Here is a 23,539-nt window from a genome sequence, read left to right as displayed (position 1 = left end):
GTTTTGCAGAAGTGGCAAGCGAATTTGCTGAAAGGAATTTTGATGAGGTAAAAATTGATATGTCTGATGTTAATACCGAAGGACTATCTAATCCTCAAGCAATTGAATTTACACAGCAAACAGTGTAGTATAAGCTTTTAGCTCTATGAATGGACTCAAAAAAAGTAGAATTGATATTTAAAAAGTTTCAACAATCAAATCTTGCACCAAAAATAGAGCTAAATTATACCAATCATTTTACGTTATTAGTTGCAATAGTTCTATCAGCGCGAACAACTGATATAAGCGTTAATAAAATTACAAAGGAGCTATTTAGTATCACTGATACTCCAGAAAAAATGCTGAATCTTGGGCAAAGTGAGCTGAGAAAATACATAAGCAGTATTGGTTTATATAATTCCAAAGCAAAAAATATAATCGGGCTCAGCAAAATATTGATTGAGAGGTACAATAGCAAAGTGCCTACTAATTTCGATGATTTGGTATCTTTACCAGGGGTTGGGAGAAAGAGCGCTAATGTGTTCTTAAATTCAGGACTTGGTATTCCAACATTGGCAATTGATACTCATGTTTTTAGAGTAAGCAATAGAGTTGGGCTTGTGAAAGAAAAAGATATATTTAAAACAGAGCAATCTCTTTTGAATGTGGTTCCAAAAAAATATCTGCTTTATGCTCATCATTGGCTAGTTTTACACGGTAGATACATTTGCAAGGCACAAAAACCTTTGTGTGAAGCGTGCACAATTCATGATTTATGTGAGTTTGAATGCAAGAGGTATAAAGTCTAGCACAACACTTCGATATTTCTTACTTTTATCATCCAAGTAGCTGATCTATATGATGGTGTCATCCGAGTAGCTGACACTACTGGAATCCAGTTTTTCTTACCAACAAAAACTTAGAATAACTTTTGTTCTTAAAAAATTTCTAGATTCCAGACTCATGTTTCAATGTTAAACAAGGTACAATAGAATTGAGTAGGGTAATTTCTAGGGAATTATTATATTCTAGAAAAAGTAAAATGTCATCCAGATAGACTAATGTACAAGGTAAGCTGAATGTCTATAAGGAAAAACAGCAAGGCATTTTAGGATTTGCTATAAATCGCATCAGGAGCTCAAGAGTACAGCTTACAATTACAGGTAGGTATAGTTGAGTTTAAAGTAACTACATAAATTTACTACAATTTTCATACCTATAAGCTGCTATGCAGCAAAGCCCTGTGTGGGTATAATTTTGACAGGATACAAAGCTTAATGGAGAAAGTTACGAACATCAGTGAAAAACATGGAAATTTTATTCTCATTTGCAGCTGCTATCACGTCTTGATCTTTCAATGAGCCACCTGGCTGAATTATAGCTGTAATTCCATGCTTTGCACTTTCTACTATACTATCTGGAAATGGAAAAAATGCATCTGAAGCAAGCGCTGCACCTTTACATTTTTCACCTGCTTTTTTTACTGCAATATTCACACTATCTATTCTGCTTGTTTGTCCTGCACCGATGCCAATAGCACAACCGTCTTTTGCTATCACTATTGCATTGGATTTTACATGTTTACATATTTTCCAAGCAAAAATAAGATCTTCCTTCTCTTTTTTTGTTGTAGTGCATTCTGTCACTCGGTTTATTTCTTCTACTTTTACTGTATGGTTATTGTTTTCTTGCACTAAGAACCCGCCAACAACATTTTTGATTTGATATCTTGCATTTTGCTGAAGAGATTGATGAATAATCACTCTTAAATTTTTCTTTTTTTGTAAAATTTTTAGTGCCTCATTGTTTACCGATGGTGCTATCACCACTTCCAAAAATATCTCGTTTAATTTCTCTGCTAGCTTTAAATCTATCTCCCGATTGAAAGCAACTATTCCACCAAAACTGCTTATTTCATCACATGATAGAGCTTTTTCATATGCTTTTAAAGCACTATCACTAACAGCAGCGCCACATGGATTATTGTGCTTTATTATCACTGCTGCAGGTTCTTGAAACTCAGAAACTATGTTAAGTGAAGACTCTATGTCGACTATATTATTATAGCTCAACTCTTTTCCATTTATTTTCTCCAGTGGATACTTGCTAAATTGATTGCTATAAAATGCAGCTTTTTGATGAGGATTTTCACCATACCTGAGTCCTTGTGCTTTACATCCATATAAAGTAAAAAACTCTGGTAACTCATTGCTTTTACCCTGTGATAAAAACCAATTGTAAATATTAGAATCATACTGTGCAGTCAGAGCAAATGCTTTAGTTGCTAGATGTTTTCTATATTCTAATGTTGTCTGATTGTTATTTTTGATCATCTCAGCTTTCAGTGTTTCGTAATCTTGAATGCTAGAAATCACTGAAGTGAAATGAAAGTTTTTTGCTGTAGCTCTAATTAATGCTACTCCACCTATATCTATTTGTTCTATGATTTGCTTCTCACTTGAGTTGCTATTAACCGTTTTCCAAAATGGATATAAGTTAGTTATAATCAGATCTATCGGCTTAATTTCTAGATTCTGCATTTCCTTTTCGTGCCTTTTTCGATCACAGAGTATTCCTCCATGAATTTTAGGATGTAAAGTTTTCACTCTGCCATCTAGTATTTCTGGAAATTGTGTGTAATCTGAAACTTCTTGCGTTTTTATTCCCGCACCTGATAGCACTTTATAAGTATTCCCTGTTGAGAGAATTTCTATTTGTTGCTGCATCAAAAACGATGCAAGTTCAATTATATTTGTCTTATCGTATACTGATATTAAAGCTCTTTTAATTTTCATATGGAAGGTTTCTTAAGATTATATCTAAGAAAAGAAAATTTGTCTATATATAGCTACTACGTCATACCGACACGTTATCCACAACTGTACGAACATTGTGATACAAGAGACCAAGAAAGACACAGTCATCCCAGTGCCCAGATACTGGGATCCAGAAAACTTCACTTTAAATGAGCACACCAGGTGGCTGTACAATAGAAACTGGATTCCATTGTCAAGCCACTGGAATGACACCATCTACTACTCAAATTACCTACAAATTGCAATGTCCGTACACCAAAACGCGGTATCTTGTTGTAGATTCCGCTAACAAGCAGCGGAATACCAAATTGTAGAAGTTGCTTTAGCTCTTCTCACCCTCCCTTCAAAGTAGTCTATTCTATAAATTTTTTTGTTAAACTTGATTTTAAGCCACGAACAAAATCTTTAATATCGCAAGGATTTCTTCCTTCCATTTGTACAACTTTAGGAATTAAAGTACCACTTTTTAAACTTATATGCATATTATCATTAATGATCTTACCTTGTCCTGAAGTGAAGGCTTCAAATTCAGCATCAAGTATCTTGATACGTTTATTCTCTACCTTAATAAATGCTTTTGGATAAAATGCTTTAACCTTTCTATAAGCAATTTCACAGGCGTCACTTGCGTAAATTTTATAGTCTTTTACTTTGTCAGCATAGCACGCATCGTTATCGCTCTGTTTTAAGGGAACTTGCTTTTCAATTTCGTTTAGTACTTTCAGCAGTAAATCACTACCTAATTCAGACAATTTATCATACAACGTCTTATAATTATCGCTTTTTTCAATAAGAAATTTTTTCTGTTTTAAAATAGGGCCAGAATCTAATCCTTCATCTAGCTGCATAATGCTAACTCCGGTTTCTTGATCTCCGGCTAAAATTGTGTGCTGTATCGGAGCTGCACCGCGCCACCTAGGCAGCAATGATGGATGAATATTAATACAACCATATTTGGGAATATTTAAAATTTCTTTTGGAAGTATCAATCCATACGCAGCAACAACTGCAACGTCTGGCTTAAAATTTCCAAACTTTTCTTGCTCTATCGAAGATTTTAAAGAGGTAGGAGTACATACCTCTATGTCACTTTTTTCAGCAACGATGTGTACTGGTGATTTTGTTAACCTCTGCCCACGTCCAGAAGGTTTTGGAGCTTTGGTATATACTGCTACTATTTCACTCTGTAATTTCAATAGTAAGTTTAACGCACCAACAGCAGCAAACTCCGGTGAACCCATGAAAATAATTCTCATTAGGTGTTTTTGCTTTAAGAATTTTCTGCTAACTTACTATTTACAATTTCTATTAATTTAGCAAAATCATCCTTATGATTAACAGCCATCTCAGCAAGAATTTTCCTATTTAAATCAATTTTAGCAAGTTTAAGACCATGCATAAATCTACCGTAAGTAAGTCCATGTTCTCTTACTGCTGCATTAATACGTATTATCCACAAACCACGAAAATCACGTTTACAGGTTCTTCTGTCTCTGTAAGCATATTGGAGTGCTTTTTCAACTCTTTGTAATGCAATTCTATAACAATTTTTTGCCCGTCCTCTATAACCCTTTGCTAGTTTCAATATTTTTTTATGACGAGCATGAGTAGTGACTCCACGTTTTACTCGAGCCATTTTTATTTTACCTCCATTTTGTTAAATACCATAAGGCATATAAAGCTTAACTATACGCGAGTCAGATTTACTAAGAATCGTCGTACCACGCTGATTACGAATATTAGATTTACTTCTCTTTACCATACCATGTCTTTTACCTGACTGAGTAGAGATGACTTTGCCCTTAGCTGTAAGGTGAAAGCGCTTTTTGACAGAAGATTTGGTTTTTAATTTTATTTTCGTCATATCCCAAACAAATTTACAAACACCACTATTTAGTTCTTTATTAGTAATTAAGTATGAGTATAGATAACTTTATTAAAAAATCAAAATTGTGTTTTAGAGGAGCTTAAATGTAATCACACCCAGTATATGTGTTATACCTTCTTTATCTCCAATTGGCAACAATACTTGCCTCATTTTAACACTTTCACTTTCTTCCTCTTCGTTGATTGAGCATTTACTCTCTATTACAGTCTCAAGTTTATCAATAACTGCATCTATTTTATATAGCCGCAAAAATGGTGCATCAATTGCATACTTATCATCGATGTACATCTTTTTTTCAAAACCATAGAATTCAATAGCTTTTTCTCCTGCATTTTCACAAATATAACCTCGATCTTTAACTTCAATGATAAAACAATGCTGCCATGACTCCATGATTTCTGCAGTGTCTATTTCATGTCTTTCTGGCCATTCTCTCTCTGATCCTTTTATATCACTCCAATGTTGAGTAACTATATTCACTATTCTTCTTTCTTTGCCTGCATAATTCTCCATTCGAAATTCCACATATAAAACACAGATATGAGGTAAATTTATCGTGAATGTATTGATTTTTTCTTACTAAAGGATGTAGATTATTGAAAATTCTCATCCTGTTTACACAACAGGTAATGATACATTAAGTATAATAATTAGAACATCAAAATTATTAAATGAGGAAACTGTAAAAAATAATAAAAAAATTCTATTTTTGCAATATTTTGGCTAACGAATAGAATTAGTTCCACTTTCTAAAGTTATTGCACTTAATAAATAACTAGATGGAGTTTCTTCCTTAGCACTACTATGGCTTTTATTTTTTCTATTATAAAACCAACATTTAAATGGTACAGCTGCTGCGATAGCTGCTACCAAAGCTACTGCTACTGCTAACATACCTACTGTGAACACTATATTATTTTTCTCGTTTGAAGGTGTTTCCAATAATTTAAACCCTCTCAAGTTTGTATCATGAATCATAGGATTACCCAAAATATTCATCGTATTTTGAACACTTTCTATATTTCGCATTGTAATTCCATTGCTAGCGTTTGATTTTTTCATTTCTTCCATTACTTGTTTTAAGTTTGGTAGTTCTGTTGTTGTATTTTCAATATCACCAGCTTCCAGCTTTTGCAAGTTCTCATTACTCAAAAACTCTTTGAGATACTTTTCATAAAACTCTTTGGCATTATATCTTTTATAACTTCGTATTTTCCCACTCTTGAGATCAGAAACAATATCATCAATCATCACTTTTGGATTTTCTGCATGCACTATTTCTCCTTCAGCAACAAGAATACGATAAGATGTATCGTCAAGCATACATACATACTTAAGTTTTAAATCACCTCCTCCCAATAGAAAATATATTGTTCTGTTTTGTTCTACATCTCGCAATTCTGATTCAATACTAATCCATCTATTCCTTTTTTCTTTATTGATTGATCTTTTTTTTCCTACAGTATTTTTAAATCTTCTTGACATATATGACCCCCAAGCTGAACAATATTTCCTTATGTATAAAAGATAAATTATTTAAGTCCAAATTTTTTTACTAAGATTTTTATTATACTAAATAGTATATGTATTAATATTCGGATTGATCTTACTCTCATTGCAATTTATTATACCTTAGTAAAAACGATATAAAATTAGAGAAAGAGTTATAAAATTTTTTGTAAGACAGGAAAATTTCTTCTCCTTTGGTTCCAGAGCATTACAAATGCTAGAGAGCTAAGTTGATGGCACTGTTGTGCCATCAAACTCTGAAATCTTACTCGATGCTAATCTGAGAAGATAGATGTGCTACCGATGTAGCATTGCTGAGCAAAGATTCTATTTCTGATGTAGATCCGGAATGCTCAAGTTGAGCTTGTTCAGGAAGGTTTTTCATCGCTTTTTCAACATCGTAGCTACCTTCCCTATTTTTTCTATGCCATACAAAGTATCCTAATCCTGCAAAAGCTACTGCTAGCACTCCACCCAATATACCACCAGCAATCCCTGCTATTCCTATATACTGTCCTCCATTTATTTCGGGTAATTTAGGCCCTTCCACATCTGTGCTATTAAATATAGAATGATCTAACACTTCTTGTGAATTACTATCAAAACGGGAAACACTACTTATATCTTCAGGAGTAATTCCATAACTAGCATTTGATTCTTCTATTTCATTTATTACGTCATTAATCTCTTTAGTAGTTACTTTGCTTGATGCAAAATCGAATTCTTGTTTTGTTAAAGAAGCTGATTCGATAGTTACATCTTCCTGCATCTGATAATCAATTTCTTCAGTAGTAGATTCTCTCAATTGGCTATTTTCATCAGTTCTTTCTTTTAGCTTTTTTGAACTATCCTTACCCAATTCATCTACAAGGTTTTTTAGATATATTTTCTTAAATTCTCTATAATTATATTCTTTACCTTTTTCTATTTCTCCACTCTTAAGACCTAAAATAATTCCATCTATTGTCGATTCACGAATTGCTTGAGGAATGTCTATTGAATTTACTATTCCTGTAACCAAGCCTATCTCAGCTGCTCTAGAAGATATAGAGAGGTCTTTTACTGTTAAATTCTCTCCTTTAATTAAAAATTCTACTCTTCTGTTTTGTTTTATACTTTCCAAGTCAGATACAATTCTAATTGTTGGACCATCCATCTCCTGCTTATTTGTTGTTTCTCTCTTTCGCATGCTATTCTTAGTGTTTTGGAATTTTTTTGGCATTTCACACTCCTTAAATGAATTAATAAAAGTATTATTTGAATTAACAAATACTTCTCTATGTTAGTGGATAAAATATTTAAACCTATATCTTTTTATTAAAATTTTTATGTAAAAGTTACCTTTATTATACTAAGTAATGTATATATTAATATTTAGATTGATAAATTGATTTTACTTCTGTTACAACTTATTATGCATAGATAACCTCAGTAAAAACGATGAAGCTAAACGAAATTAGAGAAAGATTTATAAAATTTTTTGTAAATAATAATCATGAGCAAGTTCCTTCTTCTCCTTTGATTCCAGAGCATGATCCAACACTCATGTTTACAAATGCTGGTATGGTACAGTTCAAAAACATCTTTACCGGCACGCAAAAAACTGAAATGAAACGTGCCGTCTCAAGTCAAAAGTGTCTCAGAGCAGGTGGTAAACACAATGATCTTGAAAATGTTGGCTATACATCTCGGCATCACACATTTTTTGAAATGCTCGGAAATTTTAGCTTTGGTAATTACTTTAAAGAAACTGCGATAGAATTTGCGTGGAAATTTATTACTGAAGAATTGTCTCTTGATAAAAACAGACTATCCATAACTGTTTACCACACTGATGATGAAGCATACGAAATTTGGCGTAAGATAAGTGGCTTTTCAGATGATAAAATCATAAGAATTACAACAGATGATAACTTTTGGAGCATGGGCAATACTGGTCCATGTGGCCCATGTTCTGAAATCTTTTACGATCATGCAAATCAGGATTTGCATGAAGACGACAGAATTGTTGAAATTTGGAACCTGGTGTTCATGGAATTTAATAAAGATGAAGAAGGTAATTTACAAAAATTACCAAAAAAATGCATCGATACCGGAATGGGCCTTGAAAGAATAGCAGCTGTTATGCAGAACGTTCATGATAACTATGATATTGACCTATTTTCTGCTCTGGTAAGTAAATCGCAAGAGTACTGTGGAAATACGGAAAATAAAGTAGCTCATAAGATTATCGCAGATCACCTTCGTGCAGCTGCATTTCTCATCGCAGAAGGAGTGCTTCCTGGAAATGAAGGAAGAAATTATGTACTACGCAGATTGATCAGAAGAGCAGCACGCTATATCCACCTACTTGGATATAATGATTCTCTATTGAACCTTGTTTTTCCTGCACTCATAGATGGCACAAGTTTGGCTTATATGGGAGATGCTTATCCAGAGCTAATCAGAGCTAAAAGCTTAATAGAAACAACGTTAAAATCAGAGGAAGAAAACTTTAAAGACACTTTAATGAAAGGCATTAATCTCTTGGACAAATTCACTGCAGATTTAAAATCAGGTGACACTCTATCTGGAGAATCAGCATTCAAACTATATGACACTTATGGATTTCCCTTGGATATCACACTTGATATTTTGAAAGAAAGGAAAATAAATTTTGACCAAAAAGGTTTTGATAATGCAATGAAAGAGCAAAAAGAAAGAGCACGTGCTAATTGGACTGGATCTGGTGAAAAGTCTGTTGAACAAGTATGGTTTAATTTAATTGATCAGTTTGGCAAAACAGAATTTGTTGGTTATGAGCGTGATGAAGTAAAGGATGCAACAATACTAGCAATAATTTCCTCTAAAAATGAAGTAATTGATTCTGCAAAAGAAGGAGAAAAGATAACTATTATACTTGATAAAACACCTTTTTATGGTGAGTCAGGAGGACAGGTGGGAGATACTGGAAATTTTATAAAGTCTGATGGAAGTACGTTAACAGTGGAAAATACCAACAAGATTAACGACCTGTATTTGCACAGGTGCGTCGGCTCAATTTGTAAAGGTCACACAGTTACAGCTAGTATTAACAAAAAAAGAAGACAAGACTTAAGAAGAAATCATTCAGCTACACATCTTCTACACTTTGCACTCAGAAAAATCTTAGGTGATCACGTTACTCAAAAAGGTTCTCTAGTCGCACCAAATAGACTAAGATTTGACTTTAATCACAATAAGCCAGTCACTCAGGATCAGCTGTCTTCAGTAGAAGATATAGTAAACTCTCTAATCAGAGAAAATCTTTCTACGTCCACAAAAATTCAAGGTATGGATGAGGCAATAGACGAAGGAGCCATGGCCTTATTTGGTGAAAAATATGGTGATAAGGTTAGGGTTGTAAAAATTGGAGATTCAAAAGAATTATGTGGTGGTACACACGTGGAGCGTACCGGAGAAATTGGTTTGTTTAAGATAGTAGCAGAATGTTCCGTTGCATCTCGAGTAAGAAGAATTGAAGCTTTAACCGGTCAAGAAGCAATTAATTATGTACGCAATAACGAAATTAGCTTAAAAAAAGTTGCAGAATGCGTAAAAGCACCAGTAAATGAAATAATAAGTCGACTCAGTATTTTAAGCCAGGAGCGCAAAGAATTTGAAGTCAAAACAAAAAATCTTTATAAAAAGCTTATCAGTATAGAAACTGTAAAAAGTACCGAAATCAATGGAATAAATTTCGTAAGCCACACTTTCAATAACGTTCCAGGAAGTATAATAAGGGAATTTGCTCTACAGCAACAAAAACCGAAAACTGTAATAGCCTTCATGGTAACAGAAAAGGATAAAACAGTTTTGATTGTCAAAGTAAGTAAAGATTTAACTAATAAGATCAATGCAAAAGAGCTAGTATCTACTGTAACCAGAAGGGATTGCGGTGGAAATGCCGAACTTGCCCAAACAAGCTGTAATAAAAAAAAACTTGAAATTTTTGTACGGTGGTAAAGTAAGATTATAGTAAGTATTTCTGGCATAGTAATTTCAGGTATTCTTGTATCTTTCTTCATGGATAACCTCTTAATTATTGCTAAAATACTTGAGTATTCCTCTCTTTATTAATTCTACTTTCTAATCCATAACTGGGGTTACAACTAAGGGAAAGCTAGCAGAACATGATCAGTTGGGTTTAAAGTCTAGATAAAAATCATTTACAATCTACGTTCAATATGATAAGTTGAAGGTGGTTTATTCCTCGGTAGCTCAGTGGTAGAGCAGTTGGCTGTTAACCAATTGGTCGCTGGTTCGAATCCGGCCCGGGGAGCACTGTTTTATACAATCTGTACATTTCACTTTTAGCCCAAAATTCACTACCTTTTTTTTGTCTCTTAAACAGACAAAACGTGTGAAGTTATATAGTTTTAAAGCCTTTACTGTCAAAATGCAAAGATGTCTGCGCTTCACTTAGCTTGCTATCTGGCTCCTCTCCTATTTTTCTTTTATTACATTTCCTTTTTAATTGAGGAAGGACATTTTTTGGCAATGTTTCATCAATACTGCAATAATTGTAAATGAGCGAAGTAAGACGCACCAAATTTCCACTCGCCAAAGTCTGTGCACCTCTGTAATTAATGCTGTTATCATATACTTTAAGTGTAATAAGATTTGTAAGATTTCCACTCGCTAAAACTTCCGCACCTTTGTCACTGATTTCATTCCATCCTAAACTAAGCAAAGTAAGATTTGTAAGATTTCCACTCGCTAAAGCTTTTGCCCCCCTATCGCCAATTTTATTATCATATAATTTAAGCTCAGTAAGACTTGTAAGATTTCCACTGGCTAAAGCCTCTGTACCTTCATCACCAATTTCGTTTCCTCCTAAATCAAGTGAAGTAAGATTTGTAAGATTTCCGCTTGCTAAAACCTTTGCACCTTCTGTACCAACACAATTGCAACTCAGATCAAGTGAAGTAAGATGTGCAAGCTTAGCTAGTTCTTTTATACCTTCATAATTAATTTTTGAATATCGTAAAATAAGTCTTGTAATGTTTGTATTGCTTTTTAAAAAGTTTACTAATCTATCAACATTAATTATAGCACCTGATGTTGCTAAAGTATTACCTTTTATATATTGGCTAGAGCTCATTTAACCTCACTATTAAAGCTATACAAGTGTTTTAGTAAACACTTCAGCAACTGTCAATCACTTTAATAAAATATTTTATGAAAAACCTCATATACCATTGCCTCCAAGCAGCTTTTTCTATCTCTTATTTTAACACAAAAGTTGTGAGAAGAATTTATTTTTTTTGGTACCATTGAGGGTTTCGATGTTAATTTTTATATGAACTTTAAATCAGTCGTTTTATGTATATTAGATGGCTGGGGTAATGGAATAGAAAATAGTAAATACAACGCTATTAGCAATTCAAATCCACCTTGTTGGCAACATATTAGCTCTAATTATCCAAAGTGCAGTTTATCTGCCTGTGGAACTGATGTTGGATTACCAGAAGACCAAATAGGCAATTCAGAAGTTGGTCACATGAATATTGGTAGCGGTAGAGTGGTAATGCAAAGCCTTCAGCGTATTAATCAAGCAATCGAAACGATAGAAAATAATGCAAATCTACAGAATTTTATTAATGATCTAAAAAGTAAGAATAGCATATGCCATATAATGGGATTGATATCAGATGGCGGTGTTCATTCGCATCAAAAGCACATTTCATCTTTAGCAAACAAAATATCACAGCGCGGAATTAAAGTTGTAATACACGCATTTTTAGATGGCAGAGACACACTGCCAAATTCAGGGAAAAGATGCATTCAAGAATTTACAGAAAGCATAAAGGAAAATGATATAAGAATCTCCACTATCTCTGGGCGTTATTATGCTATGGACCGTGATAATAGGTGGGAAAGAACAATTGAAGCTTATGAAGCCATCGCATTTGCAAAGGCGCCTCGTTATGATGATGCAGTATCGCTCATTGATGAAAATTATCAAAATAATATAACCGATGAATTTATCAGGCCCGCAATAATAGGCGATTATCAAGGTATAAAACCAGAAGATGGACTACTACTGGCTAACTTTCGTGCTGATCGAATGATACAATTGGCAAGTATTTTACTAGGCAAAACAGATTACGCTAAGGTAGCAAAATTTTCTTCAATTCTAAGTATGATGCAATACAAAGCGGATTTAATAAAAATTCCCTGTCTTTTTCCTCCTGAATCTTTTGCCAACACTTTGGGACAGATAATAGAAGACAATAAATTACGGCAACTGCGCATTGCTGAAACTGAGAAATATGCGCATGTGACTTTCTTTTTTAATTGCGGAAGAGAAGAACCTTTTCCTGGCGAAGAAAGAATACTCATTCCTTCACCAAAAGTTAAAACTTATGATTTGCAGCCTAAAATGTCAGCCTTTGAGCTCACAGAAGAACTTGTAAAAAAAATTCATTCTCAAGAATTTGTGCTGATAGTTGTAAACTACGCTAACCCTGATATGGTAGGACATACAGGTAACATAAAAGCAGCTGAGCAAGCTGTGCTCGCTGTAGATGATTGCCTTGCAAAAGTACTCAACGTTATCAAAGAAGTGGGTAACACTGCACTCATTATTACAGCAGACCATGGCAATGTAGAATGTATGTTCGATGAAGAAAATAATACACCTCACACAGCTCACACTTTAAGTAAAGTGCCATTTATCGTATGTTCTGATTCTTATAATAATCTAAAATTAAGAGATGGAAGATTATCTGATATTGCCCCTACTATTTTACAGCTACTTGGACTCAAAAAGCCAAATGAGATAACAGGTAGTTCATTAATTGTGTAATAAATAGGCTTTCTGCATTGCAAGGAAATAGTACATCAACCGCCGATGTCATCCCAATACTGGGATCCAGGAATTTTGATTGTAAGCTGAGTTGACAAGCATAAAAGTATTATGTTAAAATGAACATTTTTGATGGAATTGCATAACAGTCTGGATTCCAGTGTCAAGCACTGGAATGACATCATAGGAGTTATACGATATCGCTCCTACTATTTTACAGCTACTTGGAATTAAGAAACCAAACGAAATGACAGGTAGTTCGTTGATTGTGTAATAAATAGGCTTTCTGCATTGCAAGGAAATAGTACATCAACCGCCGATGTCATCCCAGTACTGGGATCCAGTTAAATTTATGAGTATAAAAGTAATCGATGTTTTGATGATCATGAAAAACCAGTATCAAGCACTGAAATGATAAGATAAAGGCTACTTAAATGACAAGAAAGGAAGCACCAGAAAGAAGTAGGTGTCATGCCAGTGCCCAGACACTGGCATCCAGTTAAATTTACGGAGTATAATGGATTCCAGCGTCACGCGCTGGAATGACAACAAAGAAGCGACTTAATATCCATACCATACTACTTGGGTAATACCAAATAGATACAGTCTAACTCACTTTTAAATTTTTCGCTGTTAGTACTAATGATTCATCAAAGAAGCTATTAATATCACCAATATTATCTATATTTTTTACACTGATAGACTGATCAATTCTTTTAACTAGATTAGATAAAACTTTGTTAGGGCCAACTTCAACAAACTTATTAGTGCCATGGCTTATCATATATAAAACCATCTCTCTCCATCTTACTCTACTTACAACTTGCTTAGCGAGCAAAGCTCTTATGATCTCTGGATCACTTTCTTTCTTAGCTGTAACGTTTGATACAAAAGGAATCGAAGGGCGAGTTATGTTGATGCTTTTTAAAAATTCCAGAAGTTTTTCATCAGCAGGCTTCATAAAAGATGAGTGAAAAGGCCCACTAACTTGTAATTTTATCATTTTCTTGACACTTGAGTTTTTGAATAAATCAGGTAAGACCTCAAGAGACTCTGCAGTACCACTCACCACTACCTGCCCACCACCATTATCGTTTGCAATTTCACAATCAATTTGAGCTGATTTTAATATACCTTCTACTTCACTTATTTCTGCTCCAAGTAGAGCAAACATTCCACCTTTGCATTTTAGTGAAGCTTCATGCATTGCTTCGCTACGAACTTTTAGCAATTTGACTGCAGACTCAAGCGTCAATGCCCCTGCAGCACACAGCGCTGTATACTCGCCAACTGAATGCCCACAAACATACTGAACGCTGTAAAGAGATTCACCAAATACGTGCTTCATAACACGTAGCGTTGCAATTGACACTGCCATTATAGCTGGCTGAGCGTTTTCCGTGATGGTTAATTTCTCAATAGGGCCATTGAAAATCAAATGAGACAGCTTTCTACCCAATATGTCATCTACTTCATCAAATACGTTCCTTGCAACTGAAAATTCATCATATAAGCTCTTTCCCATTCCTACAAATTGGGAGCCCTGACCAGGAAAAGCAAAAATCATAAAAATTTTTTCATTCTTCATTGAGAATACTACTTTATTTATTTTTTGTCAATATTTCACAATAATGATTGACCAAATGAACCAGATTCACTAAAATCTTAGCTGGTAAGAAATTTGTAAGAACAATGGCAGAAATCGATTATCACAAAGTTACTATAGTTATGACAGATGGTCAAGAGTTTGAAACTTATTCCACTTATGGAAAAGAAGGTCAAAGAATAAAGCTTGATAGAGATCCTCTTACTCATCCTGCATGGACTGGAAGTTTGACAAGCGGTTCAGGGGAGAAGGATAGTAAAATAGCTAAGTTTAATGATAAATACGGGAGTCTTTTTTAGTTCCTCCCCTCTTTATTTAACATGTATAAATATAAAAATGTAGGCTATATTGCTTCTTCGTTACCCAAGTCTCAGGAAGTATCTAAACTACTGCAGAAACTCAATTTTATCAATATAGCAGAAGCAGGTAAACATGAAGTTGATCTGCTGATAGTTGTTGGTGGCGATGGTTTTATGCTACGCACCCTACACAACTACGTCATAGGAAATAAAGATATATATGTATATGGAATAATAAATACCGGCAACGTCGGGTTTTTAATGAATAAATGTTTTGAAGATCTAATTGATCATATAGAACATGCAGTTCCTACTCAGCTAACTTTACTAAAAATGGAAGCCACAGACATAAGTGGCAAAAAACACCATTACATCGCAGTAAATGAAGTGTATGTCTTTAGAAATGCAAATCAAATAGTGGAGATGAATATTACCATTAATAATAAGCTAAAAGTAGAAAAATTCAGAGGAGATGGAATTATATTGTCTACCCCAACAGGTAGCACTGCATATAACTTCTCTGCCGGTGGGCCAATCTTACCACTTAATTCAAATTTACTTGCACTGACTTCCATTAATAGCTACTACCCAAGGCGTTGGAATGGAGCATTAATCTCAAATGATACAATAGTGCAAATTGATATCAATGATGTGAAAAATCGTCCAGCACTTGTAGTATCAGATTATAAAGAATTTCACGATATATCGCAGGTAAAAATACAGAAAGATCACGAAAATACAGTCACTCTACTTTTTGACAAAGATTGCCCTTTGAATGAAAGGATCTTTGATCAGCAGTTCTTATACTAATATTTATTCTTAAATTAGTATTCACTATATCTTAATAACTATAGCGTAATCAACATAACATTGTAATTAATTTTGGAGCGAATATGCCTGGATCAGGAAATAAAGATAACGTCACAATGGTTTCTCATACAACGGTAAGTGAAAATAGTGCAGCAACTTCACCAATACCAACTCCCAGAACAAGCACTCTAAAACAAGATGGCAAAAACACAAATCCATTTGAAGAAGCATCAGATACATCGTCACCGACTCTGACACAAAATCAAGCTTCACAACTTGATGAAATATCACCTACTCTTCCACCGAGAAATCCAGATTCACAACTTGATATACCACAAAGTCCAAATAGATTAGAAGAATCTCCTTATGCAGAGTTGAATTTACCTACTTCAAGTGGGTCAGTTCACGATGAACCAGGAAGTACTATTTATGCATCCATAGATAAAAATAAAAAAACTCCAGAAGATAGTTCTAAAACTGATAATGAAACAAATAGTCAACATCCAACTCTAAGCAGATCACCTTCTCAAGAAACAGTATTTGATCAACCATGGAATAGGGATGAAAGTGAAAAAAATCTTCTTAAAAAGTTTAGTCAGCATAGCGATACACCTTCAACTTCTCCGCCATCATACACGAGCAGAAGTAGTTCTCAAGAATCTTCGCCTACAAACAGCAAATCTAAACTGCAAAAAAACAGATTCTGGCCCAAAGCGCAATATGCCATGCAGCAGAAAGGCGTTGTAATTTTTGGTGCGGCCGCTATCGTGCTTGGCACATCTACAGCTTTAGTATATTTACAAGATAAAGCAAAATTTATTGCGTTCTTTACAAACAGTCCGCTATATACCATCGTACCGATTATTGCAGTTGCTTCATTGTTTGCAATTAGCCCAATGCTGCTTGGAATAAAACAGTTTGTAAATACCAAAGAATATCAAACTCAAGTAAAAAATGCAGATGAAGTTTTAGATAATGTTTTGATGGACCAGCCAGAAGGTAAAGTTATAAAGTCTGTAAGACTGGAATATAGCAATGGCACTCATTCAAATTTTGTACTTAATGCTTGGGAATCTAAAAAAGGCTTCGTCAATATTGATGAAAAAGTAATCAGTAAAACTAATAAAATAGAGTCCGTAATTAATAATAGGCCACTATTTACTGCATTATTAACTGCCGTAGTTGCTGCAAATATATCGCTCCCTTTATTGCTGTATATGGAAGGTGGTGTTAATAATATACAAAAATTTTACCAGAATCCTTTGATCAATAACATAAGATTATTACCACTTACAGGCTTAGTTATAGTTGCATTATTAGCTGTGTGTGTTGGCGTGCATTACTATAGAAAAACAAATTGCACTAATCTTGTATATTCTGAAGAAACGATTGATCCTAAAAATGTTAATGGGAAATTCATTGAGGAAATAAAACGAGAAAGAACAAATGTTCTTGGAGAAAATCATAGTAAAGACGCTAAACGCAGCAGTTTAACGCTTGAGCAGGTTGTAGTTCAATCTCACAATTATAAGGATGCTATCTATAGTATAGGTGGATGAAATAAATCTCCTACAATGTCCATTGATTGGAATTTTTATACTTGCTAAGGCCTCGCTATTTGAGTACTTTAAGCTAAAGGGGTTTGTTTATGAAAAAAGCTTTAGTATTTATACCTTTAGTGGCATTTATATTGATAGTCGTTAATTTTTTATATAAAAATAGCGGAACTGATGATTCACAAGTAGTAAACGTTTATTCATCACGTAAAGAAGAATTAGTACATAGTTTGTTTGATGATTTTACAAAAACCACTGGCATCAAGGTACGTTATATCATTGACGATTATTCCCAATTGCTTTCACGCATGGAAAATGGTGGTGAAGCTGATTTGTTTTTAACTGCAGATGCGGTAAATTTGATTTTAGCGAAAAAAAGAGGGCTCTTATCTCAAGTGGATTCAGAGACTCTAAAAAATGCCATACCTGCAAAATTTAGAGATAATGAAGATTATTGGTTTGGTCTCACAAAAAGAGCTAGAATATTGGTTTACAATAAAGAATCAGTAGATCCTAAGGAATTAAGTACCTATGAAGATTTAGCGAATGAAAAATGGAAAGGGAAAATATTAGTACGCTCTTCCACAAGTCCATATAACCGATCATTGATCGCTTTTATGATTGCAAAAAATGGTTTTGAAAAAACAAAAGAGTGGGTGAGTGGAATTGTAAGCAACATGGCAAGAAAACCAAGCGGTGGTGACACAGATCAAATTTATGCTGTAGCCGCTGGTGAAGGCAATGTTGCAATAGTAAATAGCTACTACTTTGCAAGAATCCTTTCATCAGAAAATAAAAAGAATATCACAGAAAAGTTAGGAGCTTTCTTTCCGAGTGATGGTGTAATGGTGAATATTAGTGGTGCAGCAGTAACAAAAAACGCAAAACACAGAGAAAATGCCATAGCTTTATTGGAGTTTTTTGTAAGCAAACAGGCTCAAGAGCTATATGCTAAAAAGAATCAAGAATATCCTATTGTTGAAGCTATTGAAATTTCTGATGTGTTAAAATCTTGGGGAAATTACCTACAAAGTACTCTGCCTATAAGTGAGCTTGAGGAGCATCTCTTTGAGGCTGTTATGATAGCAGATGAATGTAAGTGGAAATAAAATTTTATAGCTTCCTTCTACTTTACAGTTGTGTAATTGAAATTAAGAAAGTAGAATAAGCTCAAAAAAGGAGCTATGGACAAGAGAGGGAATTTATTAAATATCTCAGACCTCACAATCGGTGATGTAGAAAATATAACTAAATTAGCCAACCAATACCTTGAAGAAAAAGTTGAAAATAGTCATATTCTGAAAAATAAAATAGTCATAAACCTATTCTTTGAAGATTCAACACGTACGCTCGCATCTTTTGAAATAGCAGCAAAAAGCCTTGGAGCAAATGTTATAACTTTACCAATAAAATCTTCTTCTATTAACAAAGGGGAAGATCTAAAAGATATGATAAAAACACTAAATGCAATGAATCCTGACTATATGATAATCAGGCATAAAAGTAGTGGTATTATTAATACATTGGCAAAGTATGTCAACTGCTCGCTAATCAACGCAGGCGATGGAAGCAGTGAACATCCAACTCAAGCTCTTGCAGATTATCTCGTAATTATCAGTTATAAAAAGCAAATAAAAAACCTCAAAATTGTGATATGTGGAGATATTTTGCACAGTAGAGTTGCAAGATCAAATATAAGATTGCTAAAAATGTTTGGAGCAAAAATAAGCTTAATTGCACCACCAGCTTAGAGTTGCAAGATCAAATATAAGATTGCTAAAAATGTTTGGAGCAAAAATAAGCTTAGTTGCACCACCAGCTTTGATGTGTAAACATTTTTCTGAAGTAGATTCACTTCACTACTCACTAACTGAAGGTATAAAGGATGCTGACGTAATTATGCTTTTAAGGTTGCAAAAAGAGCGCATGAATAATAATTATTCAGAAAAAGAATATTTTCACTTGTATGGACTTGATGCACAAAAACTATCGCACGCAAAACCAGATGCAATTGTTATGCACCCAGGACCAATAAATAGAGGTATCGAAATTAGCAATGATATAGCAGATTGTGTTATTTTACAGCAAGTAAAGTTTGGATTAGCAACGCGTAAGGCAGTACTGCACTATTTAATAAATGTTTAAGTTAAAAATTAATGTTTAAGGAATTTTAGACATAATGACCCTCCTATAAAGAAAAGATTTAGAAAAATGTAACACACCTTATGACAGAAATTAAGCGTACGTGTACGCACTGAAGTAGACTGTGCTATATTTTTGTTGAAAAATTAATTGAAAAGTCTGCAGACTTGGATAAGGTGGATTTCGAGCTCTAAAATAACCTCATCTTTACTGATAATAATCAACTTACCAAATGTGTCAAGTATTTTTTTGCATTTAATTTACAACTACGAACGTTTATTTGCAAAAAATACTATAAACATAAAATGATAGATGTCATAAAAGTAGCCAGCATTGGCATCCAGTTAAATTTGCGAGCATAAAAGTTATGCTAAAATATAACGTTTCTAATGATGATGGAAAATGGATCCCAGTGTCGGAGCACTGGGATGACATTGTTTAGTACGCAAATTACCACAATGTTCATACAGCTGTATACTGATTTCTTTAATGTCCGTACAGTTGTATGTCAGCTACTCGAATGACAATTTTAGATAAAACCTAGATAAAAGAGAAAAATAAATTTTTACATAATCGTACTTGTACAATAACTAAAGCACTTTTTACTGTAGATTAATCATTTGATTATAGTATCATTTTAATTAAGCCTATATTTGCAATGTTTATGAAATATAAAGCATTCTTCATATTATTAATTGTTATATCTAACCTGCTTGCTGCAGAACAGCCTGAAGAAAATAAAAATGAAAGCAGTATAAATCAAGAAGACGTATCGAAAAGCAACACTGATGCTGAAAAAACTTCTCCGCTTCTGAGCGAACTCAAAGAAAGCACAGACCCAACAAATGTAATCAATGAAGAAGTACCTTCAAGTAATCAAACAAACCTACAGTCTGAAGAGGAGACTAATATAAAAGATACCGAATTTTCAATAAGTCCTTTATCAGAAGAAAAAAAAGAAGAACCTGAAGAGAAGAAAATCAGTCACAATAATCAAACAAACCTACAGCCTGAAGAGGAGATTAGCAAAAAAGACACCGAACTTTCAACAAGCCAATTAACAGAGAAAAAGAAAGAAGAACAGCCTGACAATATAACACCTGTGAACAAAAAAAATGAAAAAAGCGAAAAATGGACAAAGCTAAACAAAGAAATAAAAAAACATAAAAGCAAGTCTATATATAAAAGACAATATGATAGCTTAAATGAGCACCTTCCTAAAACTATATTTACTGATGATTACAGTAAGCAATTTTTTTACTGCATCAAGAAGGGCAACTTAATTTGTCTAAGAGGAGTAATAAATAAGCTAGAAAAAATTGGATTAACAATTCAAGAAATACTAAGATTTAGAAATAAATTGGGTGATACTCCTCTAATTTATGCAGTGAAACAAGGTCAAATAGACACAGTTCGCTTTCTCTTATTACAAGGTGCTGATCCTAGAGTAGTTGATAATAATTTTAAGTCCCCTATTGAAATAGCAATCGAAAGGAATCAGATCAACATAATAAATGCAATTGCTGAAATGATGCCATATCTTTTAGAGGATAAAGAAATAAACAATCAAGAAAACTCAGAGATGTATAACTTTGCTATAAAAACGAAAGAAAGTACCTGCGATGCAAAAGATAATTAGACTTTTGATATTAATTTTAGTTGGTCATTTATGCTATGGAGATGATGCAATCAATGATTTTTTAAGCGCTCTGCACGATATAAAATACGTATCTTACAATACAAAAGATTTTGCTAAGTTTTTAGTACAGTGCAACAAAGCAGGGGTTCCACAAGATTTTAAGAAAGGTTTTGGCCCTAATTTAAATGGGGCTAATTTTAGTCAATTGTATTTAAGCAAATCTATTTTTGATGGAGTAAGTTTAATTGGTGCCGATTTTTCTAACACCGATTTATCAGATGTGTCTTTTATCGATGTTGATTTACGTGGTGCCAATTTTTCCAATGCTAATTTACATGGCGTTAAAATAAAAGGCACAAATTTAAGTTTTTCAAAATTTGCTTCTACAAATTTAACAGATATCATATTTGATCAGTCTAATATCAGTTATGCTGATTTTATCAATTCTAATCTCAACAAAGTAAGTATACGTAATATAATTGGTTTGCATACCAAGTTTTTGAATGTAAAAATGAATTTCTCCAATTTATCAAACTCAAGTGCCAGCTACATCAATTTTAGTGATAGTGAAATAAACGACACTGTTATGCAGAAAAATAATTTCGACAACGCAAGTTTCTTTGGAGTGGATGCACATAAGCTCAAGGTACAATTTTCTTCATTAAAAAATGCTAACATATATGGTGCAGAAATAAAAAAATCGGATTTTACAGGTAGCAATCTTTCGAACGCCTATTTTAATGCTTCTATTATAGTTGATAGTAACTTTGAAAAAGCCAATTTAATCAATTCACAAATTTCCTATGTGAAAGGGGATAATTCAAACTTCATTAAATCTATACTAAATGGTTCCAAGATAAAACATGCATATGTTTTCGAATCAGACCTTCAGGATGCTGACTTATCTAATATTGATTTTAGTTTTAGTGAATTGTATAAAGTTAACACCTATAACGCTAACATTTGTCATGGAAAGTTTCATAATACTAAAGTTGTGAATTCTGACATGAGTGGTTCGTTCTTTGATCATTCATTGTTTACCTCTGCAAAAATAGAAGATTCAGATCTTTCTACAACTTCAATGTATAAGACAAAAATTCAAGACTCTCAAATTTATAATAGTACTCTTTCCCACTATAATATGGATTCGAGTGAGATAGAAAATTCAATATTCTTCAAATTATTAGCTGATAATTCGAGCTGGTCTAAGTCAAAAGTCACTAATTCAAACTTTATTGAAAGTGATTTCAAATCCTCCGTGTTTTATGATAATGCCTTTAGAAAGACTAGTTTTTTTCTTAGCAATTTGAGTAATTCAACAGTGAGTGATGTCTCTTTCCTCTCTTCAAGCATATATAAAAGTTCAATTGCTGATATTCATTTAACAGATTGCAAATTTGATAATTCAATTTTGATTGACAATCAGGGACAGAGCAAAATTACAGATCTAGAGAGTGCTATAACTTCAATTAAAGATCTGCAAGAGAAAATATCGCAGGGCAAAAAATTTGATGTAAATTATTCTTACTTTGAGTTTAAGGATATGAATTTAGAAAATGCTATTTTTTCTAATTCAATATTAAGCAGAGCAAAGTTTGTAAACGTTAATTTGAATAAGGCAAATCTTGAAAAAGCCGATTTACGTTATACTGTCTTTGATAATTCCTCTCTTATTGATGCCAATTTATCATCAAATTCTAATTTAGAAGGCTCTAGCCTTTTAAACTTTGACTCAAAAAATACAAAGTCTTAAAAAAGCTCTATAATGTACTTGTTAAATAAAGAAAAATGACCGTAAAAAATGAGGGCATACTACTGATTCTATCCTCTCCTTCTGGAGCTGGAAAAACTACTATATCAGAAAAATTACTTGAGCAATCAACTGATTTAGTTATGTCTGTTTCTATGACTACACGCAAACCTCGTCCCGGTGAAGTAAACGGAAAAGACTATTTTTTCTTTACTGAAGAAAAGTTTCACGAACTATGTAAGGCTGGTCAAATGCTTGAATATGCTAAAGTTTTTGAGAATTTTTATGGTATACCAAAAGATTTTATAGAACAAAACCTGAGCAGTGGAATAAGTGTTTTACTGAATATAGATTGGCAAGGAGCATTTCATTTGTTTGAAATCTTAAGAGAAAAAGTTGTAAGTGTTTTTATACTACCTCCCTCAATGGAAGAGCTTAGACTGCGTCTACAAAGGCGTAATAGTGATGATGAAATTGAAATAGAGCGTAGATTAGCCGAAGCGCAAAAAGAGATAAGTAAAAGTAATAAATATGATTACGTAATAATTAATGATAATCTTGATAAAAGCGTAGAAGAGATAAAATCAATACTAAATAAAGAAAGGATTAAAAAATTAGAAGAAAAACAAAGCCCGAAAGATCTATAAAAATATTTATTTATCTCTTTTAGCAGCATTCACGCTTCACAGTTTAGCCACATTTATTATTTTTTAAGA

Annotated in this window: 19 protein-coding genes, 1 tRNA gene and 2 pseudogenes; 13 read left to right on the top strand and 9 right to left on the bottom strand. The window is 33.4% G+C overall.

Annotated features, from left to right (window positions below):
* The first annotated feature begins 149 nt into the window (after positions 1-149).
* Complete coding sequence (gene nth, locus BBB02_RS01315) at positions 150-788, top strand: endonuclease III (RefSeq protein WP_127463711.1); 639 nt, start codon at positions 150-152, stop codon at positions 786-788.
* Positions 789-1,253: 465 nt separating this feature from the next.
* Here nth and purH read toward each other — a convergent pair whose 3' ends face one another.
* Positions 1,254-2,774 (bottom strand): bifunctional phosphoribosylaminoimidazolecarboxamide formyltransferase/IMP cyclohydrolase, encoded by a 1,521-nt coding sequence (purH, locus tag BBB02_RS01310; protein ID WP_127463710.1) that lies wholly within the window; start codon positions 2,772-2,774, stop codon positions 1,254-1,256.
* Between the two features lie 130 nt (positions 2,775-2,904).
* Between purH and BBB02_RS06820 the strand changes: the two are divergent.
* Positions 2,905-3,061, top strand: a pseudogene (locus tag BBB02_RS06820) (WPE palindromic element domain-containing protein); the annotation flags it as partial.
* An 87-nt stretch (positions 3,062-3,148) separates the two neighbouring features.
* Here the strand turns inward: BBB02_RS06820 and fmt are convergent.
* The 6 genes from fmt to BBB02_RS01275 form a co-directional block, all read right to left on the bottom strand.
* On the bottom strand, positions 3,149-4,051 hold the full coding sequence (gene fmt, locus BBB02_RS01300; protein WP_127463709.1) for a methionyl-tRNA formyltransferase: 903 nt from the start codon (positions 4,049-4,051) through the stop codon (positions 3,149-3,151).
* Between the two features lie 14 nt (positions 4,052-4,065).
* Positions 4,066-4,431 carry a 50S ribosomal protein L20 gene (gene rplT / locus BBB02_RS01295; protein WP_127463708.1) on the bottom strand — a complete coding sequence of 122 codons (366 nt, stop codon included), beginning with the start codon at positions 4,429-4,431 and terminating at the stop codon, positions 4,066-4,068.
* A gap of 21 nt (positions 4,432-4,452) precedes the next feature.
* Positions 4,453-4,659, bottom strand: a complete 207-nt coding sequence (rpmI, locus tag BBB02_RS01290) for a 50S ribosomal protein L35 (protein WP_010402777.1) — start codon at positions 4,657-4,659, stop codon at positions 4,453-4,455.
* A 93-nt stretch (positions 4,660-4,752) separates the two neighbouring features.
* Complete coding sequence (locus BBB02_RS01285) at positions 4,753-5,196, bottom strand: PAS domain-containing protein (RefSeq protein WP_127463707.1); 444 nt, start codon at positions 5,194-5,196, stop codon at positions 4,753-4,755.
* 210 nt (positions 5,197-5,406) lie between these two features.
* Positions 5,407-6,168 (bottom strand): hypothetical protein, encoded by a 762-nt coding sequence (locus tag BBB02_RS01280; protein WP_127463706.1) that lies wholly within the window; start codon positions 6,166-6,168, stop codon positions 5,407-5,409.
* Between the two features lie 289 nt (positions 6,169-6,457).
* Positions 6,458-7,414, bottom strand: coding sequence for a hypothetical protein (locus BBB02_RS01275; protein ID WP_127463705.1), 957 nt, complete (start codon positions 7,412-7,414; stop codon positions 6,458-6,460).
* A gap of 218 nt (positions 7,415-7,632) precedes the next feature.
* On the opposite strand from BBB02_RS01275, the gene alaS reads away from it, so the two are divergent.
* Complete coding sequence (gene alaS / locus BBB02_RS01270; protein WP_127463704.1) at positions 7,633-10,176, top strand: alanine--tRNA ligase; 2,544 nt, start codon at positions 7,633-7,635, stop codon at positions 10,174-10,176.
* Positions 10,177-10,420: 244 nt separating this feature from the next.
* A tRNA-Asn gene (locus BBB02_RS01265) sits at positions 10,421-10,492 on the top strand.
* An 87-nt stretch (positions 10,493-10,579) separates the two neighbouring features.
* Here the strand turns inward: BBB02_RS01265 and BBB02_RS01260 are convergent.
* On the bottom strand, positions 10,580-11,314 hold the full coding sequence (locus BBB02_RS01260; protein ID WP_127463703.1) for a leucine-rich repeat domain-containing protein: 735 nt from the start codon (positions 11,312-11,314) through the stop codon (positions 10,580-10,582).
* Between the two features lie 198 nt (positions 11,315-11,512).
* On the opposite strand from BBB02_RS01260, the gene gpmI reads away from it, so the two are divergent.
* Positions 11,513-13,021, top strand: a complete 1,509-nt coding sequence (gene gpmI / locus BBB02_RS01255; RefSeq protein ID WP_127463702.1) for a 2,3-bisphosphoglycerate-independent phosphoglycerate mutase — start codon at positions 11,513-11,515, stop codon at positions 13,019-13,021.
* Positions 13,022-13,628: 607 nt separating this feature from the next.
* On the opposite strand, the gene fabD is transcribed toward gpmI, so the two are convergent.
* Positions 13,629-14,588 (bottom strand): ACP S-malonyltransferase, encoded by a 960-nt coding sequence (gene fabD / locus BBB02_RS01250; protein ID WP_179948520.1) that lies wholly within the window; start codon positions 14,586-14,588, stop codon positions 13,629-13,631.
* A gap of 125 nt (positions 14,589-14,713) precedes the next feature.
* Here fabD and rpmE point away from each other — a divergent pair, with 125 nt between their 5' ends.
* The 8 genes and pseudogenes from rpmE to gmk all read left to right on the top strand — a co-directional run bounded on the left by rpmE (position 14,714) and on the right by gmk (position 23,470).
* Positions 14,714-14,926: a 50S ribosomal protein L31 gene (gene rpmE / locus BBB02_RS01245; RefSeq protein ID WP_006013575.1), complete on the top strand. Its 213-nt coding sequence runs from the start codon at positions 14,714-14,716 to the stop codon at positions 14,924-14,926.
* Positions 14,927-14,947: 21 nt separating this feature from the next.
* The gene (locus BBB02_RS01240; RefSeq protein WP_127463700.1) at positions 14,948-15,736 is read left to right on the top strand and encodes an NAD kinase; all 789 of its coding nucleotides are present in this window, start codon (positions 14,948-14,950) and stop codon (positions 15,734-15,736) included.
* A gap of 83 nt (positions 15,737-15,819) precedes the next feature.
* Positions 15,820-17,295 carry a hypothetical protein gene (locus BBB02_RS01235; protein ID WP_127463699.1) on the top strand — a complete coding sequence of 492 codons (1,476 nt, stop codon included), beginning with the start codon at positions 15,820-15,822 and terminating at the stop codon, positions 17,293-17,295.
* Between the two features lie 89 nt (positions 17,296-17,384).
* Positions 17,385-18,401, top strand: a complete 1,017-nt coding sequence (locus BBB02_RS01230) for an extracellular solute-binding protein (protein WP_127463698.1) — start codon at positions 17,385-17,387, stop codon at positions 18,399-18,401.
* A gap of 75 nt (positions 18,402-18,476) precedes the next feature.
* A pseudogene (locus BBB02_RS01225) lies at positions 18,477-19,437 on the top strand (aspartate carbamoyltransferase catalytic subunit).
* Positions 19,438-20,098: 661 nt separating this feature from the next.
* Complete coding sequence (locus tag BBB02_RS01220) at positions 20,099-21,073, top strand: ankyrin repeat domain-containing protein (protein WP_127463697.1); 975 nt, start codon at positions 20,099-20,101, stop codon at positions 21,071-21,073.
* Positions 21,057-22,826, top strand: coding sequence for a pentapeptide repeat-containing protein (locus BBB02_RS01215; protein ID WP_127463696.1), 1,770 nt, complete (start codon positions 21,057-21,059; stop codon positions 22,824-22,826). Before BBB02_RS01220 ends, BBB02_RS01215 begins: the two co-directional genes overlap by 17 nt.
* Positions 22,827-22,861: 35 nt before the next feature.
* Positions 22,862-23,470: a guanylate kinase gene (gene gmk, locus BBB02_RS01210; protein WP_127463695.1), complete on the top strand. Its 609-nt coding sequence runs from the start codon at positions 22,862-22,864 to the stop codon at positions 23,468-23,470.
* Positions 23,471-23,539: the final 69 nt, after the last annotated feature.

The organism is Wolbachia endosymbiont of Bemisia tabaci (assembly GCF_003999585.1).
Taxonomy (GTDB): Bacteria; Pseudomonadota; Alphaproteobacteria; order Rickettsiales; family Anaplasmataceae; genus Wolbachia.
Note: the sequence above shows the minus strand (reverse complement) of the source record. Positions and strands in the feature narration are given on the sequence as shown.

Coding starts and splice junctions, on each gene's coding strand:
- nth (WP_127463711.1), top strand. CDS start 150: ATGGACTCAAAAAAAGTAGAATTGATATTTAAAAAGTTTCAACAATCA.
- purH (WP_127463710.1), bottom strand. CDS start 2,774: ATGAAAATTAAAAGAGCTTTAATATCAGTATACGATAAGACAAATATA.
- fmt (WP_127463709.1), bottom strand. CDS start 4,051: ATGAGAATTATTTTCATGGGTTCACCGGAGTTTGCTGCTGTTGGTGCG.
- rplT (WP_127463708.1), bottom strand. CDS start 4,431: ATGGCTCGAGTAAAACGTGGAGTCACTACTCATGCTCGTCATAAAAAA.
- rpmI (WP_010402777.1), bottom strand. CDS start 4,659: ATGACGAAAATAAAATTAAAAACCAAATCTTCTGTCAAAAAGCGCTTT.
- BBB02_RS01285 (WP_127463707.1), bottom strand. CDS start 5,196: ATGGAGAATTATGCAGGCAAAGAAAGAAGAATAGTGAATATAGTTACT.
- BBB02_RS01280 (WP_127463706.1), bottom strand. CDS start 6,168: ATGTCAAGAAGATTTAAAAATACTGTAGGAAAAAAAAGATCAATCAAT.
- BBB02_RS01275 (WP_127463705.1), bottom strand. CDS start 7,414: ATGCCAAAAAAATTCCAAAACACTAAGAATAGCATGCGAAAGAGAGAA.
- alaS (WP_127463704.1), top strand. CDS start 7,633: ATGAAGCTAAACGAAATTAGAGAAAGATTTATAAAATTTTTTGTAAAT.
- BBB02_RS01260 (WP_127463703.1), bottom strand. CDS start 11,314: ATGAGCTCTAGCCAATATATAAAAGGTAATACTTTAGCAACATCAGGT.
- gpmI (WP_127463702.1), top strand. CDS start 11,513: ATGAACTTTAAATCAGTCGTTTTATGTATATTAGATGGCTGGGGTAAT.
- fabD (WP_179948520.1), bottom strand. CDS start 14,588: ATGATTTTTGCTTTTCCTGGTCAGGGCTCCCAATTTGTAGGAATGGGA.
- rpmE (WP_006013575.1), top strand. CDS start 14,714: ATGGCAGAAATCGATTATCACAAAGTTACTATAGTTATGACAGATGGT.
- BBB02_RS01240 (WP_127463700.1), top strand. CDS start 14,948: ATGTATAAATATAAAAATGTAGGCTATATTGCTTCTTCGTTACCCAAG.
- BBB02_RS01235 (WP_127463699.1), top strand. CDS start 15,820: ATGCCTGGATCAGGAAATAAAGATAACGTCACAATGGTTTCTCATACA.
- BBB02_RS01230 (WP_127463698.1), top strand. CDS start 17,385: ATGAAAAAAGCTTTAGTATTTATACCTTTAGTGGCATTTATATTGATA.
- BBB02_RS01220 (WP_127463697.1), top strand. CDS start 20,099: ATGAAATATAAAGCATTCTTCATATTATTAATTGTTATATCTAACCTG.
- BBB02_RS01215 (WP_127463696.1), top strand. CDS start 21,057: ATGCAAAAGATAATTAGACTTTTGATATTAATTTTAGTTGGTCATTTA.
- gmk (WP_127463695.1), top strand. CDS start 22,862: ATGACCGTAAAAAATGAGGGCATACTACTGATTCTATCCTCTCCTTCT.